Origin of the sequence: Chloracidobacterium sp. (assembly GCA_016720705.1) — a bacterium.
Classification (GTDB): Bacteria; Acidobacteriota; Blastocatellia; order Pyrinomonadales; family Pyrinomonadaceae; genus OLB17.
Genome location: JADKKB010000001.1, coordinates 436,498 through 453,416 on the forward strand (window position 1 = coordinate 436,498; position 16,919 = coordinate 453,416).

A 16,919-nucleotide genomic window follows, 5' to 3' on the forward strand; every position below is an offset into this window, starting at 1 on the left:
AACAATAATACTTTGTTTTCTCAGTGAGCCCAATCGACCCGGCAACCTTTGGATTCAAGTTCGCGTTGCAAGAGGCGACTGCCGGCCACGCGTGTCCCCGGTGCCAACACCTTTACGAGTGCATCATCGGCTGAAATGGTCAGATACACTTCGCAACGGCCGTGATGCGAGCCTAGTGTCACAAAAATGTCCTCCACAAATTCCTGATCGAGGTGTCGGGCGGGAAGTGTGATGTTTATCGAACGAGAAGCGGCGGCGACGGAATCGTCAAGCGATCTTACTTCGCTAACGATTAAGGTCGGTTCCTGGCCTTCGCCGGCTTCGATCTTGCCGCCGACGATCACCATTTCATCGTCTCTTAAAAACGTCGCAAATGACTGAAACGCCTCACTCCAGGCGATCGTTTTGATCCCACCGGCACGGTCTTCGACGCGAAATAAACAAAACCTATTTCCTTTCTTGCTCGTCCGTACCTGAAGACCGGAGATAATACCGGCAACAAGTACCATATCTCCTGAATTAAGCTCGGTCAGATCATTAAAATTATGCAGATTTAGTCCGTTCAACATTCCCGCGTAATTATCGAGCGGGTGAACCGATAGGTAGAAACCGATCGAAGCCTTTTCGTGCTGAGATATCTCGGTTTGTGACCACGGTGTGGCGAAGGGAATGGCTTCTTCAGACGCCACATCGTCGGCGTCAACGGCTCCGAAAAGCCCGCTCTGCCCGCGTTCACGGTCGGTGGCCGCACGTTGGCCGTGCTGCAGAGCACCGTCGATCGCCGCCGTTAACCGAGCACGCCACTCACCGGCAAACGATGTCTCAGGCATCAATGTATCGAATGCACCCGCCGCGACCAAACTCTCCAGTCCCCGTCTATTGACTGCTCCTGCACCTAACCGCGAGCAAAAATCGTGCAATGATGTGAATTTAGTATTCTTTCGGGCCTCGACGATGGCTTGGACACTGGCCGAACCCATACCTTTGATAGCGGTCAGACCGTAGCGAACGGCACCATCGCCGGGCGTAAAGCCCTCATCTGATTCATTTATATCCGGCGGTAGCAATTGGAGGCCGAGCGAGCGCAATTCCGTCGAGTATTTATACACCTTCGCACTGTCCTGGGCTTCGTGCGAAAGTACGGACGCATAGAAATGTGGCGGATAATGGGCCTTTAAGTAAGCAGTTTGAAAGGCAAGCACAGCATAAGCCATCGAGTGACTACGATTAAAGCCATAGTCTGCGAATTTGGACATCAAGTCAAAGATCTCTTTGGCGGTTTTCCTTTCGATCCCGCGCTCGACAGCACCCGAAACAAACTTTGTTTCGTGCGTCAACATTTCTTCGACCTTTTTCTTACCCATCGCCCGCCGCATAAGGTCGGCCTCACCGAGACTGTATCCGGCGAGCTTCTGAGCAAGCTGCATGATCTGTTCCTGGTAAACCAGCACTCCAAAAGTGTTTCCGAGAATATCTTCCATTTCCGGAACGATATATTCTACGGGCTTGACCCCTCTATGACGGTCGATAAAATCATCGATCATCCCGCCGTCAAGCGGTCCCGGACGGTAGAGAGCGTTGAGTGCACTAAGGTCTTCGAGTTCCTTTGGTTTCAAGCGACGGCACATATCGGCCATCCCGGACGATTCAAACTGAAAGATGGCTTCCGTTCGGCCCTCGCCGAATAGCTGCATTGTCTTTTCTTCGTTATTGGGAATGCTAGTCCAGTCAATTGTTTCACCGAGCCTCGCTTTGATCGACGCCAGACAATCGGCGATCACCGTTAGCGTTGTAAGGCCGAGAAAGTCCATCTTGAGCATCCCGACCTTTTCGAGGTCGTTCATTGGATACTGGCTCGTGAGTTCGTCCTTGGACATTGCAACCGGCACAAGCTCTTGCAACGGCCTCGGGCTGATCACAACACCTGCCGCGTGGACCGAAGTGTGACGGGCGCACCCTTCGATCCGCAATGCGAGTTCGACAAGGTCATTTACTCTTGGGTCGGCATTCATTGCCGCACTGAGTTCAGGTACCTCTTTTAATGCCTGTGAAATACTGACGTTTCGACCGCGCACCGGTGGCGGTATCATCTTTGCGATACGCTCGACATCGCCGTACGGCATATTTAGGACCCGTCCAACGTCCTTGATCGCCGCTCTCGAGGCCATCGTTCCAAATGTCACGATCTGACACACCGATTCGCGTCCATAGAGTTGCGTTACGTGATCTATCACCTCGCCGCGGCCGCGTATGCAAAAGTCGATGTCAATATCAGGCATCGAAACACGCTCTGGATTTAGAAATCGCTCAAATAGCAGTTCGTGCTGCAGCGGATCGACATCAGTTATACGCAGACAATACGCGGCGAGCGACCCGGCGGCAGAACCGCGTCCCGGCCCGACCGGGATACCCTTTTCTCGGGCGTATCGTATAAAATCCCAAACAATGAGGAAATAGCCCGGAAACCCCATCTTCTTGATCGTCGCGATCTCAATGGCCAACCGTTCCCGATACTCCGTTATGCTGTGCTTCAACCTTCCATTCGCTAACAACGGATCCCATTCGGACCGCTTCCTTTCATCAAATCCGTCGTTTAAGACCTTAACGAAGTATTCGTCTTCGTCCATCGACGTATATTCGGGCGGGATCGGATATTTTGGAAGTTGTCGATGTTCGTCGCCTTGCGGCATTTCAAACTCGATCATTTCCGCGATCTTGACTGTGTTTGTCAGTGATTCCGGCAACTCGCCACCAAAAATATCCCACATCTCTTCAGCAGACCTGAGATATCGTAGTGACGTTTCCGGCGAAGTCCGTGAATTCTCACCGAGAGTGCGCCCGTCCGCCAAAGCGATCAATGCCTGTTGGGCTCGAGCGTCTTCGCGGTTCAAATATTGGACGTCGTTTGTGGCGACAATCGGCAGATCGGCGGTCTTAGAAAACTCGATGATCTTACGAGTAGCAGCGATGAAGTGGGGCTCACAGTGATCTTGTATCTCCAGGTAAAAGCGATCTTTACCTAGAATTTCTTCAAGTGATTTAGCAACCTCAAGTGCTCTCTTATCATTTCCTGTATTCAGGTAGTGGCCGACAATTTCTTCGGGGCCGGAGGATAAGCCGATCAAGCCTTCCGAATTCTCAGCCAAGAGCTCAAAATCGATGCGGGGGCGGTGCAGGAATCCCTCGGTAAATGCCTTTGATGCTAGCATCGCGAGATTCCTATATCCGGCGAGGTCCTTGGCCAAAAGCACTAAGCGATAGAAGGGCTTTTCGCCTGGCGCCAAGGCCGAACTTCGCTCGTGTCTGCTCCCCGACGTCACATACGCCTCGTAACCGATGATCGGCTTGATGCCGATACCAGCCATTGTGTTAAAAAACGTAACGGCACCGTACATATTGCCGTAATCTGTGAGAGCACAGGCCTTGAGGTCGAGTTCCTCGAGTCTATTGGCCAGTGGCTTCAGTTGGATTGTGCTTTGCAACAGGCTATAATCTGAATGCAAATGAAGATGGACGAAATCCTTGGCTGAAAACGGCTTGAATTTGGTTTCGTTTGGCATGTTATGAAAAAAGTTTATCTCGAAACCTACGGCTGTCAAATGAACGTATCTGATTCGGAACGTATCTCGACGACGCTTGCCGGCCGCGGTTACGAAATGACTAACGACGAGGCTCAAGCGGACGTTGTGATCCTAAATACCTGCTCGGTTCGCGAAAAGGCCGAACAGAAGCTTTATTCACGCGTCGGCCGTATTCGGCACGCTGATCGCCCAAAGCCGATCGTTGGCGTTATGGGCTGTGTGGCCCAATTAGAGGGCGAAACACTTTTCTCCAAGATCGAGGGCCTAGATTTTGTCGTTGGCACGCAAGCTGTAGGCCGTGTTGCGGACGCAATTGCCAGGACGTTATCCACCGATGAAGCCGTAGTCGATCTTGGCAGCCGCGAGGTCAATTATGACTGGACAGTCGCCGAGAACCAAAGACATTCGCCATATATAGCGTTTTTGCCGATCATCGAGGGATGTAACAAGTTCTGCACGTATTGTATCGTGCCGTTTGCACGTGGGCGGGAACGAAGTCGTTCAGCATCTGAGATAGTCCGGCAAGTGCTCGAATTACGTCGAAATGGCGTTAGGGAAGTTCATCTGATCGGGCAAAACGTCAATAGCTATAAGCCTGAAAGCGAATCCGGCCTCGAACAATTCGAAGGGAAGTCGGCCTTCTCCAGACTCTTGAGAGCGGTTGCGGCGACCGGAATCGAGCGTGTAAAGTTTGCCACGTCATTTCCCCGTGATTTTAATGACGATATTGTGGATGTGATCGAGTCACACGACAACGTTTGCAATTGGGTCCATCTGCCGGTTCAATCGGGCAGCTCCAGGATCCTCGCCGCAATGAAGCGCGGTCATACTATCGAAAAGTATCTTAAAAAGATCGATCGGATCAAATCGTCGACAAAAGACATCTCGCTTACCACAGATATTATCGTGGGATTTCCGGGCGAGACGGAAGACGATTTTCAAGCGACGATAAAAATGGTCGAGTATTGCGGCTTTGACAGTGCCTACATCTTCAAATACTCGCCAAGGCCCGGCACGCCCGCATTCGAAATGGCCGACGATGTAAGTCCGGAGGAAAAGACACGTCGTTTTATCGAACTTGAGAATACCCAGAAACGCATACAGAGCAACAACTTGCAGCGATATCTTAACAAAGTGCTTAAGGTCCTGGTCGAACGCCCGTCGACTCGGACTGACGGTGGCCTCACTGGCCATTCGACGTGCCAGAAACTTGTCAATTTCGTTGGAACCACAGATATGATCGGTCAAATCGTGGATGTGCGTGTGACACAGATCAAGACCAATTCGCTATTTGGCGTACCCGTATAAGATGAATATGCAGTCTGACCCCTCATTGGTCGAAGTAAAGATCGGGGCCCTGATAATGGACCCGAACACAAATACGCCGATCGTCGTCTTAAAAGGCGTCGACAGCGAGGCCGTACTCCCAATTTGGGTTGGTGCGTTCGAAGCAAATGCGATCGCTCTAGAGATCGAAAAGGTTGCTCCACAACGCCCAATGACGCACGATCTGCTGAGGAACGTGATCATAGAGTGCGGCCTTTTGGCATCAAGCGTAGTCGTTACAGACCTTGCGGAAAATACGTTTTACGCACGAATCGAGCTTTTGGACAAAAAGGGTGACGCGGTGTTCTTTGACGCGCGGCCGTCCGACGCGATCGCATTGGCTTTGCGCCTCGATTGTCCGATCTTCGTCGAACAGAAAGTTTTAGATCTTTCGAGCACATCTAATCCGATCACGGAACATTCTGACGACGACGAGATAACCCCGGGCGAGGACTGGCCGGAGCTGATCGGGTGATATCCGCGGATGTACCTGCCGTATTTATTACATAATCTCTATTATCAGACGCAAGGACTGATTGTGAAACGGCTAACGCGATTCCGCTCCGTCTTTGGATAGTTCCCCCCGCTTAAACTCTGTTACGTTCGCGTATGCTTTATCCCGAGTACATCTCTCGGAGCTCCCCCAAGACGTTCTGTTCTTATAACATCGCCCGTCGATCGTCCCCGCATAGGCGTGCCGCGTATTGTCACGAGGTGTTGCCCAACGGATTCACTTTGACACCGGGGCTGCAACGTTTTATAATTCTCGTTTTGTTATCTGAAGAAGATTCCAATTAGTAGAACCTGATATAAGGAGTTACGTAAACAATTGAGTAACGGAAATTTTCTATTCACGTCTGAATCGGTCACCGAAGGCCACCCGGACAAGATCGCCGATCACATATCGGACGCGATCCTCGACGCGATCCTCGAGCAAGACCCGCAAGCGCGCGTCGCTTGTGAAACTCTGGTAACGACCGGATTGGCCGTAGTAGCAGGCGAGATCACCACAACCGCCAAGGTTAATTATAAACAGATCATTCGTGAGACGATCGAAGAGATCGGCTACAACGATGCGGAATTTGGGTATGACTCGAATACTTGCAGCGTGATCGATGCGATAGGCACCCAATCGCCTGATATTTCTCAGGGTGTTGATACCGGCGGTGCGGGCGACCAGGGCTTGATGTTCGGTTATGCCTGCAATGAAACGCCGGAACTGATGCCGATGCCGATCCAACTTGCTCATAATCTTACACGAAGATTGTCGCAGGTTCGTCGCGACGGCACGATTCCCTATCTTCGTCCTGATGGCAAATCACAGGTTTCGATCGAGTATCGCGACGGCCGTCCGTTCCGCGTCGAGGCAGTTGTTATTTCATCGCAAACTGCTGATCTCGACATCGAAGATATTCGTGCAGACATAATGGAGCACGTCATTAAGCCCGTCATTCCGGCGGATATGATCGACGACAACACCAAATATCACATCAATCCTACCGGAAAGTTTGTGATCGGCGGCCCGATGGGCGATGCCGGTGTTACGGGTCGAAAGATCATTGTCGATACCTACGGCGGCTATGCTCCGCACGGTGGCGGTGCTTTCTCGGGCAAAGACCCGACAAAGGTCGATCGCTCCGCGGCATATATGGCCCGCTACATCGCTAAGAATGTGGTTGCAGCCGGACTGGCAGACAAATGTACGGTACAGTTGGCCTATGCTATCGGAGTCGCCGAGCCGGTATCGGTCTTGATCGATAGTCACGGCACGGGTACGATCGATGACGAACAGATCGCGGACATCGTAAGGGAGAATTTCACCCTTACGCCTGCGGCGATCATCGAGACACTCGATCTGCGTCGCCCGATCTATAAACAAACCGCTCGTTTTGGACATTTTGGCCGAAAGAACGACGAATTTACTTGGGAAGTTACGGACAAGGCTGCTGCATTGAGAACCGCGGCAGATAATCATAGAGGTATCGGTACAAATGGCTAATCCTGGAACATCAATGGAATACGACATCAAAGACATAAACCTTGCACCGCAAGGCAAACAGCGAATTGAGTGGGCCGACCGCGAAATGCCGGTGCTCCGGCTCATACGCGAGCGTTTTGAGGCTGAAAAGCCGTTGGTCGGCGTTAAGCTCATCGCTTGTGCCCACATCACAACAGAAACAGCGAATCTTGCTCGTACACTTCAGGCCGGCGGTGCCGAGTCACTCTTGATCGCGTCGAACCCGCTTTCGACCCAGGATGACGTCGCTGCTTCCCTCGTAGCCGATTGGGGCATTCCCGTGATGGCTCATAAGGGTGAATCTACGGAAACGTATGTCCGCCACGTCAAAGCCGCTCTCGACACCAATCCGAATCTTATTATCGATGACGGTTCGGATGTCGTCGCGACAATGATCAAAGAAAAGCCGGAGCTTATCGCTACCTTGATCGGAACGACTGAAGAAACAACCACCGGGATCGTCCGCCTTCAGGCGATGGTCAAGGCCGGCGTACTCACGTTCCCTTCGATCGCGGTAAACGACGCACAGACGAAGCACTTTTTTGACAACCGTTACGGCACCGGACAATCGACGCTTGACGGCATCATCCGTGCGACCAATATCCTGCTCGCAGGTAAAACGCTCGTCGTGGTCGGCTATGGTTGGTGCGGAAAGGGCGTCGCGATGCGTGCCCGTGGAATGGGTGCCAACGTGGTCGTCACCGAGATCGACCCGATCAAAGCGATCGAGGCGGTTATGGATGGAATGCGTGTGCTGCCGATGAACGATGCGGCAAAGGTTGGCGATTTCTTCGTCACCGTAACGGGCAACCGTCACGTTATCGATAAAGAGCACTTTGAGGTGATGAAGGACGGAGCGATCGTTTGCAACAGCGGTCACTTTGATCTCGAACTCAATCTGGATGCACTTCGTGAAATGTCGGCTGAAGCAGTCAAACGTCGCCCGTTTGTCGAAGAATACATAACCCACAAGGGCCGCAGCGTGATCGTGCTTGGCGAAGGCCGACTGATCAATCTGGCCGCCGCCGAAGGCCATCCTGCTTCGGTAATGGATATGTCATTTGCTAACCAGGCTCTGTCTGCCGAATTCTTGGTGAAGAATCACGGTAAGCTTGCCGCCGGCGTACACATTCTACCTAAGGAAGTCGATCAGGAGATCGCATCGCTCAAGCTACGTGCAATGGGCGTATCGATCGACGAATTGACACCTGAAATGCTCGAATATATGGGTAGCTGGGAGTCCGGAACCTAGTCCCCAATTCCCTTCTCGATCAATATAAGAAGCCCGGCGATCGCCGGGCTTCTTATTTGTTCGGCCGAATTTTATGCATCCTACGTGCGGACCTTTGAAACTAAATAAACGCCAAGCATCGAAAATATCACGATCGGGCTCCAAATAGCCGAGACCGGCCCCAACACACCGTTCATCCCCATCTGCTCAAAGACGTTTGTCACGCCCGTGTAAACGAGCCAGAGGCCGACAGCGTACCCAACGGTTATCACCTTGCCCTTTCGACTGAGCGACAGCGAAAACGGGGCTGTGAACAACGCGATAACAAATGGTAACAGCAACAATGAATGACGCTTTTGTAGAGCGACTGCAAAACTGCGTGATTCGACATCAGAATCGCTCGTCTTCACGCGTTCTGAGATCTCCGCCGAGGTCATATGACTGGGCTTAGCGATAATTTCGATGAACGGATTTTGCACTTCTGCCAAAGCCATTTCGCTCAGGTCCTGTTTCGTTACTCGGCCATCGATAATATCCAAGCGTTCGACCTTACCGAAAAGCCGAACGTTTCCACTTGAATATTTCCCCTTTTGGGCGTGGTACACGGTTTGCAATTTGGTTTGGTCACCCACAAACTCGTAAACTACCACGTCCGACGCACAACGATCCGAGCATTGGGCATCACTCTCCTCGTTATCAGACGCAAAGATGAGTGATCCTATCGTCGTCGGCCCCGGATATGCTGCGGCCAACCAGGTCCCGGCACCCTGTCCTTGAGATCCGCTACCTGCCGTTACGTTATCAGACGCTGCCCGGTCACTAACGGGGCCGGATAGGCACTGCTTCCCCGCCTTAGCATTGATTCCACCATCACCTGTTCCGTTATCAGACGCAACGTGGAGCGGCGACTCGTCAACAGAATAACTTTGCCCTGTTGCGGGTGACGTCATTTCGAATGAATATATCCGATTGCCGTTTGCCACCCAATATCTTCCACCCGCCGCCGACTGCAACGGCCCTTTTCTGATCTGGTTTCGAATCGAATCTTGGATCTGATTCGAAACCGGTGCGATCCGTTCCTGGATCACCCAGTTTAGTCCGCCCACCAGGAGCATCAACAAAAAGCACGGAACCAATAATCGATATGCGCTTTTGCCCGCGGAGATCCACGTCACGATCTCGTTTTGTCGAGATTTGATCACGTATGTCGCCAATATTGCGACCATCGCGGCAGAAGGAGCAAAGTATAGATATAGAAATGGTGAAAGATAAAAAAGATATTTCATCAGCAACCAGATCCCGCCATCCATAACGCCGGCAAATCGCCAGAGTTCAAATGCCGTAAAAACGGCCGATATGATCAATAGAAAGACAACGGTAACGACAAAATATCGAAGTAAATTAACCAGCAGGTCGAAATCGCCCAGTCCCGTCGTTAGATCAACAAATAGATTCCGCGACTGTAATTTTTCTTTGGGCCTGACGAATGAGTGCCAAAAGCCGGCGCTTCGCTCGCCCCAACCGCTTAGGTAACTTACGCGTCGCGAAACGCTTAGCCATACGATCGCTGCAACGCTACCGGCAATGGGCAGAATGCCGGCGGCAATGACCGAAACTCGGCCTGTACGAGCTAATTGCTCGCCTAAAAACGCAAGCAGATAGTACCCGACCAACCCCACGATCGACAGAAAAACGCCGAAGCCACGCCCGCTTCGGTTGAAGCGAATCACCATCGCAGTTCCCAGCAAACAAAACAAAAGTGGTGAGATCGACAGGATTATCCTTCGTTGCCACAATAGTTCGGCTTCAATTCGGTCCTTCCCTTCTTTGTTCTTTGCATATTCCGAGAGTTCCGACAATCCAAGTTCTTCCGGTGTGCTATCTGATCCGCTGAGACGCTCGATCAATTCACTTCTTTTGGTGCGAATTGCCAATCGAACTTCTCCAATATTCTCGGTTGCGAATTTACCTGTAACCGTGTCGCTCGGGATCGTCGTCACCGTCGCGTTCTGCAAAACTAACTCGGACAATTGCCCGGAGACGTCTATTCGGCCGTCGCCTGACGTTATCAGACGCATATCACCCGAGCCGGGCTGTTTTTGAAAGATAAAAAGGTTCTTCCACGTTCCTTTCTCCAGATCCCCGTCCTTAACGTAGATCGTGTATCCCGCTACTTCGGAGTTGAACACGCCCGGTTCGATCGGCGACTCAAGCTTTCGGATCGATGTTTGGAGGGCGACGCTGCGGACTAACGCGGCTGCCATCGGGACGCCGCGTAGATTTACCAGAAAGGCAAACAGTGACAATAACAACCCAAGGATCACGATTGGCACCATAACCTGCAGATTGCCGACCCCGGCCGCCCTGATCGCGGTCAGTTCGCTGTCACCCTGCATTTTTGAAAGGCCGATGATCGTGCCGACAAGCATAGCCATCGGACAGGTAAACGCGATCACGTTCGGAATAAGCGCGATCGTCAGTTGCCATATTAGGTTGACCGGAATATTCACACTAAAGAATATGTCCGAGAACCTGCCGGCCTGCTGGACAAATAGGATCACACTCAACACAAGCCACGAAAATACAAAGTACGGCAGTATCGCCTGCACCAAATATTTAGATATAAGCCAGCCTATCTGTTTCATTTATCGTGAGTTGTATATAGAAAAGGCTTGTTCGGTTGATACTTCGCGGCCGATAGCCTGTGAGATTATCCGCTTTAGCACCACCGATAACTCGGCAAGGTGTGTGCGCTCGTTGCCGTGGGCCAAAGTGAACTTTTCCGGCGATAACCGCTGAACGGCCGTATATATTGTTCTGTGCGATTGATCGATCGTGCGGCCCGACGACGCACGGCGGCAGTTAGTACACAACAGTTGAAAATTGGCCGAGAGATCTGTGATCTCACCATCTAGAAATTCACGTTCGCAGACACTGCATCGCCGCCATTCGGGAAGTAAACCAGTCAGACGCAGCAACCAGATCTCAAAGTAAACTCCGATGGCAAGCAGTCGTGCATTATCGACTTCAGCAGTTTCAAGACAGGCTTTGACCATTCGGTAAAGCGTTTCATTCGGGTCATGAGGCGGCGAAAGTGCGACGATAAGGTCTGCGAGATACGTGAACTTAATTAAGAATTCCGGGTCACTTGCCGCTGCGAAATATGATCTGAGCAGTTCGATGTTTTGGACTGAAACCAATTCAACGCCTTCCTTTTCAAAATAGGTGATGCGAACGATCGAAAAGGGTTCCAATCCGCTGCCAAACTTGCTCTTAAGGCGCTTGGCTCCCTTTGCGACAGCTCTAACGACCCCGTGATCCTCCGTAAAAAGCACAACGATCTTGTCGGCTTCGGCTAGGCTGTAGCATTTCAGAATCAGGCTTTCCGTTTCGATCAACGCCATCCATTTACCAGGGAATAAAATACAAGATCCAGGCCATTACCAGACTCACGACGACAAATTGAAGAAAGGTTTTGCCGGCATATATGATGCGTTCACGATTTGTTCCGTCGAGAAAAGTACCGAATGCGATCGACACAAGCAGTGCAAATCCGATCAGATAGAGAAAATGGATCATTTTTTCCTCCCAAGCGAAATGTCGACGGCATCAAGCATAGCCAGGAAGTTAAGTAGTCCGGCAACCTCGAGAAATCTCCCGCCGTACTCAAACGTGGCGAGTGCAGCAATGTTTGGCGCGGGCCTTGACGCAATTATCCAACTGATTATTGCACCGAGCCCGTTGCCTAACCGTGCGAACGAATTGAGCAGATACAATAGTGTGCCGTCCTTAAAGTCAAAGCCGGGATAATGTGCCCCGCCGCTCAATACAGCGACAATAAAGAGTGTCCATATCACCGCAGCGATGATGATCCCGCGCGTCGAACGCTTCTGGATCAAGTGTCCGCTGCCGGGTATAAACCAAGATATAAGGCCGATTATTACTGGATTATCCATTAAGTTTATGTGTCAGGTTGCCGAATTTCTCTAGTTATTCTGCATTGATGTTCTACTTTAACTCACTATCGCTATCTATCTGACTCCATAGATATTATGACTCGCCGCTTTTTACCCTTTGATGATCATTACCGACCATCGGCGAAGCTCGCTTCACGGTTGTGACAATTAGCCACAAACCGTTCAAATATCATTCGCGATAGCTCATCGCTCGCCCAAGATAGTTCGGGGTGCCATTGCACGCCCAGTACAAATCGACCACTCCGTGTGTCTTGTACGCTTTCGACGATCCCGTCCGGAGCAAATGCGACTGCCTCCAGGCCGTCGCCGATCCGCCCGATCGCTTGATGGTGATGCGAATTTACTCTAATCGACGATCGCGATGTTAAATGGTCCGCGGTTTCGCCCAGTAACCAGTTCGGTGCGTACGTTATCGTGTGCGACCCACGAGCAAGAGGCATCCCTTGTTCGTGCTTTATCGGGTCTGCGATCTGCGAGTCGATATCCTGCACAAGGCTTCCGCCGCGTGCAACGTTAAGTGCCTGCATTCCGTAACAGATAGCAAGCATAGGTAAATGTAGTTTCTCAGCTACTTCAATGACTAGACGCTCTGTTTCGTCCTTTTCCGGCACTACTCTTTTAAGGTTTCGATGGGGCTCTTCGCCGTAGTATTGCGGATCGACGTCAGTATCGCTGCCGGGCAGCAATATTCCATCTAGATCTTTAAGCGTCGATTCTATATATTCCCTGCGAGGAATCAGCCCGATATGGACAGGATCGCCGCCTGCCGCCTCGATCGCTTCGGAGTAGTCACGGCCAAGATAGAAACGCCGGGTTTCGATCTCGAGCCGCATTGTTATACCTATCTTCGGACGATTGCTCATAAACTCTTTAATGTTCAATCAAATACACCAGCGATGTCAATTTGAGCATTTGAAATTAAACCCTTATCATTAAGGTTTAATGATCAACTCAGAACAATCGCGTATTCGATCTACTACGGTACTGCTTGTGAGGCGTGACGGCAAAGCCGCTATGGCAGGCGACGGCCAGGTGACGCTTGGCGAGACTGTGATAAAGGGAAATGCCAGAAAGGTACGGCGGCTTTTCAACGGCAAGATCCTGACGGGCTTTGCCGGTTCGACCGCCGACGCCTTTTCCCTGCTCGCTCGCTTTGAGACTAAACTCGAACAATTTCAAGGACAACTTGAGCGCTCGGCGATCGAATTGGGCAAGGATTGGCGAACCGACAAGTATTTACGAAATCTAGAGGCCCTGCTGATCGTCGCCGATTCGACCGATGCGTTCCTGATATCGGGAAAGGGCGATGTTATATCATCTGACGACGGTTTGCTCTCGGTGGGCTCGGGCAGTATGTACGCTCTTGCAGCAGCCAGAGCGTTGATCAAGCACACTTCCCTGTCCGCTCGCGAGATCGCCGAGGAATCGCTCAGAATCGCCGGCGAGATCTGTATCTATACAAATTCCGACATTACTCTCGAAGAAATTTAGATGGCAATATATTTAGGTGGTGAAACTGCCCCCAAGGGGCCAAAGCTTGACGATCTCACACCTCGACAGATCGTGGCAGAACTCGACAAATATGTCGTCGGCCAGACAGCGGCCAAAAAAGCTGTGGCCGTGGCACTGCGCAACAGGATCCGCAGGCAAAAACTGTCGCCGGAAATGGCGGCGGACGTGTTGCCGAAAAATATTCTGATGATCGGCTCGACCGGCGTCGGAAAGACTGAAATTGCACGGCGCCTTGCACGCCTCGCCAATTCGCCGTTCATCAAGATCGAAGCGTCGAAATTTACCGAGGTCGGTTATATGGGCCGGGACGTCGATTCGATGGTTCGCGAACTAGCGGATGTCGCCGTCGATATGGCTAAGCAAACCGCTTTCGAAGACGTAACGACGCGCGCCGAGCAAAATGTCGAAGAACGCCTGCTCGACATCCTCTTGCCGCCGGTGCATAGCTTCGACGACCTCTCGGAGGACGGCGGTGACACTGACGAAAAACCTTTGGCACGAACGCGTGAGAAACTCCGTGAGCAACTGCGTCGCGGCGAACTTGACGATCGCTTGATCGACTTTGACACTCAGGACCGCTCAAATGCGTCGATCGACTTTATCGGCGGCCAGGGAATGGAGGAAATGGGCGTCAATATGCGTGATATGCTCGGGAATCTGTTTCCGACCAAGACAGTCAGCAAAAAAATGCCACTCGCCGAAGCCCGCGAGTATATGCTCCGCGACGAACAGGAATCGCTCGTCGATATGGATCAGATCACCCGCCAGGCCCTCGAAAAGGCACAGCAGTCGGGCATTATCTTCTTGGACGAACTCGATAAGATCGCCGGCCGCGAGTCAGGCGGCAATCCGGCAGTTTCCCGCGAGGGCGTCCAACGCGACCTTTTGCCGATCGTCGAGGGCACGAACGTCAACACAAAATACGGTATGGTCAGTACCGAACATATTTTATTCATCGCCGCCGGGGCGTTCCACGTTGCAAAGCCTTCAGACTTGATCCCCGAACTTCAAGGACGGTTTCCGATCCGGGTCGAACTAGAGTCGCTAACGATCGATGACCTTAAACGCATACTTGTCCAACCAAAGAATTCGTTGATAAAGCAGTATCAGGCACTTTTGAGTACCGAGGGGATCAACCTTGAGTTCACCGGCGATGCCATTGACCGCCTTGCGGAGTTAACCGAAGAGATCAATAAAAATACCGAAAACATCGGAGCTCGGCGACTGCATACTCTGGTTGAAAAACTCCTGGAAGAGATCAGCTTTCTCGGCGGCGAACTCGAAGAGAAAACGCAGATCATCGATGCCGCGTACGTCAACGATAAGTTGGGCGAACTATCAGCCGACCCGAACCTTCGACAATACATCCTCTAAAGTGGACCAAATGTTGCTCAACTTTGCTAAAAGTTCGTCGTTTCAGAAGTTTACCGACCGTTTCGGCGGCCGCACTCTAATTCTGCTTTGCGTCGCTACGACACTCATACTTAGTTTCGGCTGCGGCAAACGAAAGCCGCCGACCCCGCCGAAGGAACGTGTGTCTCAGCGGGTTGAACTGAGCGGATTTCAAAGAGGTAATCAGGTGATCCTTAATTGGAAAATGCCTGCCCGAAACGCCGAAAGGACGAGCGTTCTTAATATCGACCGGATCGATATCTATCGGTTCGCCGAGCCATCGTCGGCACCACAGACGCTTTCTGAAGAAGAATTTGCCTCGAAAAGCACTTTGATCGCCACGCTTTCGATAAAAGATTCGGACTTTGGGCTCAAGACACTTTTCCATACGGACAACCTTGCGTTTGCGGGACAACCCGCAAGACTCCGTTACGCAATGCGTTTTGCCAATGCATCCGGACAAAAGGCGGCGTTTTCCAACTTCTTTATGATCGAACCGGCATCAAAGGTTGCCGATGTTCCGTCCGGGCTTGTCGCAGTCCTTTCGCAGGACTCGATCAGCCTAAAATGGCAGCCACCCACAACAAATATCGACGGCACGACGCCCGTCAGCGTGCTCGGATACAATGTCTACCGGTCGATGTCTGAAACAGATCCCGGAAAATTGCTGAACAAATCACCGATCACAACGACTGAATACACGGACGATTTCTTTGAATTTGGAAAAACGTATTTCTATTTCGTTCGTGCGGTATCGGTCGGAAAGGATGCAAACCCCATCGAGAGCCTCGAGACCAATATCCTAAAGCTGAAGCCGATCGATAGTTTTGCTCCGAGTGCTCCGGCGGCAATAACGCTAGCCGTTGGGCAGAAACAGATCTCTATCTTCTTCGCGATCAATCCGGAAAAGGATATTGCCGGATACTCAGTATATCGATCAACAGATCGCGATACGCCTAAAGAGAAATGGCAACTCCTAACGCCTACGTTGTTGAAAACAAATACGTTCCAAGACACGACAGTCGAGGCGGCAAAACAATACTTTTATTACTTGACCGCGACGGATACCACGGGCAACGTTAGTCTTCCGTCCGAGGTTGTGACCGAAACAGTTAGATAGACATTTATGAAGATATGCAGATTTAGCTACAACGGCGAGACCCATATCGGGGTGATCGATCACGATCGGGTGCATCTGTTCGGCGATATTTTGACCGATCACGTTGCGAGCTTCGATCTGAATGAAGTCACGATGCTTCCGCCGGCATCGCCGTCGAAAATCGTTTGTGTCGGCCGAAATTATGCGGACCACGCCAAGGAACTGGGAAACGATGTGCCGTCTGAACCGCTTTTGTTCCTTAAAGCTCCGTCGGCGATCATCAATGACGGCGCCGCTATAGTAATACCTACACAATCAGATCAGGTTGAACACGAAGGTGAACTCGCAATCGTTATCTCTAAGAAATGTAAAGGACTTACGGAGCAGGACGTCGCAGTGGAATACGTCTTTGGATACACCTGCCTCAATGACGTGACTGCCCGCGATCTTCAGCGAAAGGATGGCCAATTCACGCGGGCAAAATCATTTGACACATTTTGCCCGATCGGTCCGTTCATTGAAACTGATCTGGACACCACTGATCTGTCGGTAACGACACGAGTAAACGGCGACGTGCGACAGCAAGGCCGAACGTCGCAAATGGTATTCTCCGTCGAGTTTCTGATACGATATATATCAAATATGATGACGCTCAATGCTGGGGATGTTATTGCGACCGGCACACCGTCCGGCGTGTCCAAGATGAGTGCCGGAGATATCTGCGAGGTTGAGATCGAGGGCATCGGAATACTCACAAACCCTGTGGTTTAAGCACGTCGTTACA

At 51.4% G+C, this 16,919-nt stretch carries 14 protein-coding genes; 8 read left to right on the plus strand and 6 right to left on the minus strand.

All coding sequences use genetic code 11. The features are described from left to right. Positions 1-20: 20 nt before the first annotated feature. Positions 21-3,560 carry a DNA polymerase III subunit alpha gene (dnaE, locus tag IPQ00_02130; GenBank protein ID MBL0239363.1) on the minus strand — a complete coding sequence of 1,180 codons (3,540 nt, stop codon included), beginning with the start codon at positions 3,558-3,560 and terminating at the stop codon, positions 21-23. Between the two features lie 39 nt (positions 3,561-3,599). On the opposite strand from dnaE, the gene miaB reads away from it, so the two are divergent. The 4 genes from miaB to IPQ00_02150 all read left to right on the plus strand — a co-directional run bounded on the left by miaB (position 3,600) and on the right by IPQ00_02150 (position 8,176). After that, positions 3,600-4,889 carry a tRNA (N6-isopentenyl adenosine(37)-C2)-methylthiotransferase MiaB gene (gene miaB / locus IPQ00_02135; GenBank protein MBL0239364.1) on the plus strand — a complete coding sequence of 430 codons (1,290 nt, stop codon included), beginning with the start codon at positions 3,600-3,602 and terminating at the stop codon, positions 4,887-4,889. Between the two features lie 7 nt (positions 4,890-4,896). Next, positions 4,897-5,382, plus strand: coding sequence for a bifunctional nuclease family protein (locus IPQ00_02140; protein MBL0239365.1), 486 nt, complete (start codon positions 4,897-4,899; stop codon positions 5,380-5,382). A gap of 354 nt (positions 5,383-5,736) precedes the next feature. After that, positions 5,737-6,906: a methionine adenosyltransferase gene (locus tag IPQ00_02145; protein MBL0239366.1), complete on the plus strand. Its 1,170-nt coding sequence runs from the start codon at positions 5,737-5,739 to the stop codon at positions 6,904-6,906. Then, complete coding sequence (locus tag IPQ00_02150; GenBank protein MBL0239367.1) at positions 6,899-8,176, plus strand: adenosylhomocysteinase; 1,278 nt, start codon at positions 6,899-6,901, stop codon at positions 8,174-8,176. The genes IPQ00_02145 and IPQ00_02150 overlap by 8 nt, the downstream gene beginning before the upstream one ends. Before the next feature lie 80 nt (positions 8,177-8,256). Here the strand turns inward: IPQ00_02150 and IPQ00_02155 are convergent, their stop codons facing one another. From IPQ00_02155 to IPQ00_02175, 5 genes are all read right to left on the minus strand, one after another. Next, on the minus strand, positions 8,257-10,800 hold the full coding sequence (locus tag IPQ00_02155; protein ID MBL0239368.1) for an LptF/LptG family permease: 2,544 nt from the start codon (positions 10,798-10,800) through the stop codon (positions 8,257-8,259). Further along, entirely contained in the window at positions 10,801-11,559 is a 759-nt protein-coding gene (gene recO, locus IPQ00_02160) for a DNA repair protein RecO (GenBank protein MBL0239369.1), read from the minus strand. 4 nt (positions 11,560-11,563) lie between these two features. After that, positions 11,564-11,734 carry a hypothetical protein gene (locus IPQ00_02165; GenBank protein ID MBL0239370.1) on the minus strand — a complete coding sequence of 57 codons (171 nt, stop codon included), beginning with the start codon at positions 11,732-11,734 and terminating at the stop codon, positions 11,564-11,566. Next, complete coding sequence (locus IPQ00_02170) at positions 11,731-12,111, minus strand: hypothetical protein (protein ID MBL0239371.1); 381 nt, start codon at positions 12,109-12,111, stop codon at positions 11,731-11,733. The genes IPQ00_02165 and IPQ00_02170 overlap by 4 nt, the downstream gene beginning before the upstream one ends. A 128-nt stretch (positions 12,112-12,239) precedes the next feature. Then, positions 12,240-12,995: a gamma-glutamyl-gamma-aminobutyrate hydrolase family protein gene (locus IPQ00_02175; GenBank protein ID MBL0239372.1), complete on the minus strand. Its 756-nt coding sequence runs from the start codon at positions 12,993-12,995 to the stop codon at positions 12,240-12,242. Between the two features lie 79 nt (positions 12,996-13,074). Here IPQ00_02175 and hslV point away from each other — a divergent pair, with 79 nt between their 5' ends. The 4 genes from hslV to IPQ00_02195 are packed head-to-tail and all read left to right on the plus strand — an operon-like array spanning position 13,075 to position 16,906. Further along, complete coding sequence (gene hslV, locus IPQ00_02180; GenBank protein MBL0239373.1) at positions 13,075-13,623, plus strand: ATP-dependent protease subunit HslV; 549 nt, start codon at positions 13,075-13,077, stop codon at positions 13,621-13,623. Next, positions 13,624-15,018: an ATP-dependent protease ATPase subunit HslU gene (gene hslU / locus IPQ00_02185; GenBank protein MBL0239374.1), complete on the plus strand. Its 1,395-nt coding sequence runs from the start codon at positions 13,624-13,626 to the stop codon at positions 15,016-15,018. It begins immediately after the preceding gene. Positions 15,019-15,028: 10 nt separating this feature from the next. Next, positions 15,029-16,156, plus strand: a complete 1,128-nt coding sequence (locus IPQ00_02190) for a hypothetical protein (GenBank protein ID MBL0239375.1) — start codon at positions 15,029-15,031, stop codon at positions 16,154-16,156. 6 nt (positions 16,157-16,162) lie between these two features. Next, positions 16,163-16,906, plus strand: a complete 744-nt coding sequence (locus IPQ00_02195) for a fumarylacetoacetate hydrolase family protein (protein MBL0239376.1) — start codon at positions 16,163-16,165, stop codon at positions 16,904-16,906. Positions 16,907-16,919: the final 13 nt, after the last annotated feature.

Coding starts and splice junctions, on each gene's coding strand:
- dnaE (MBL0239363.1), bottom strand. CDS start 3,560: ATGCCAAACGAAACCAAATTCAAGCCGTTTTCAGCCAAGGATTTCGTC.
- miaB (MBL0239364.1), top strand. CDS start 3,600: ATGAACGTATCTGATTCGGAACGTATCTCGACGACGCTTGCCGGCCGC.
- IPQ00_02140 (MBL0239365.1), top strand. CDS start 4,897: ATGCAGTCTGACCCCTCATTGGTCGAAGTAAAGATCGGGGCCCTGATA.
- IPQ00_02150 (MBL0239367.1), top strand. CDS start 6,899: ATGGCTAATCCTGGAACATCAATGGAATACGACATCAAAGACATAAAC.
- IPQ00_02155 (MBL0239368.1), bottom strand. CDS start 10,800: ATGAAACAGATAGGCTGGCTTATATCTAAATATTTGGTGCAGGCGATA.
- recO (MBL0239369.1), bottom strand. CDS start 11,559: ATGGCGTTGATCGAAACGGAAAGCCTGATTCTGAAATGCTACAGCCTA.
- IPQ00_02165 (MBL0239370.1), bottom strand. CDS start 11,734: ATGATCCATTTTCTCTATCTGATCGGATTTGCACTGCTTGTGTCGATC.
- IPQ00_02170 (MBL0239371.1), bottom strand. CDS start 12,111: ATGGATAATCCAGTAATAATCGGCCTTATATCTTGGTTTATACCCGGC.
- IPQ00_02175 (MBL0239372.1), bottom strand. CDS start 12,995: ATGAGCAATCGTCCGAAGATAGGTATAACAATGCGGCTCGAGATCGAA.
- hslV (MBL0239373.1), top strand. CDS start 13,075: ATGATCAACTCAGAACAATCGCGTATTCGATCTACTACGGTACTGCTT.
- hslU (MBL0239374.1), top strand. CDS start 13,624: ATGGCAATATATTTAGGTGGTGAAACTGCCCCCAAGGGGCCAAAGCTT.
- IPQ00_02190 (MBL0239375.1), top strand. CDS start 15,029: ATGTTGCTCAACTTTGCTAAAAGTTCGTCGTTTCAGAAGTTTACCGAC.
- IPQ00_02195 (MBL0239376.1), top strand. CDS start 16,163: ATGAAGATATGCAGATTTAGCTACAACGGCGAGACCCATATCGGGGTG.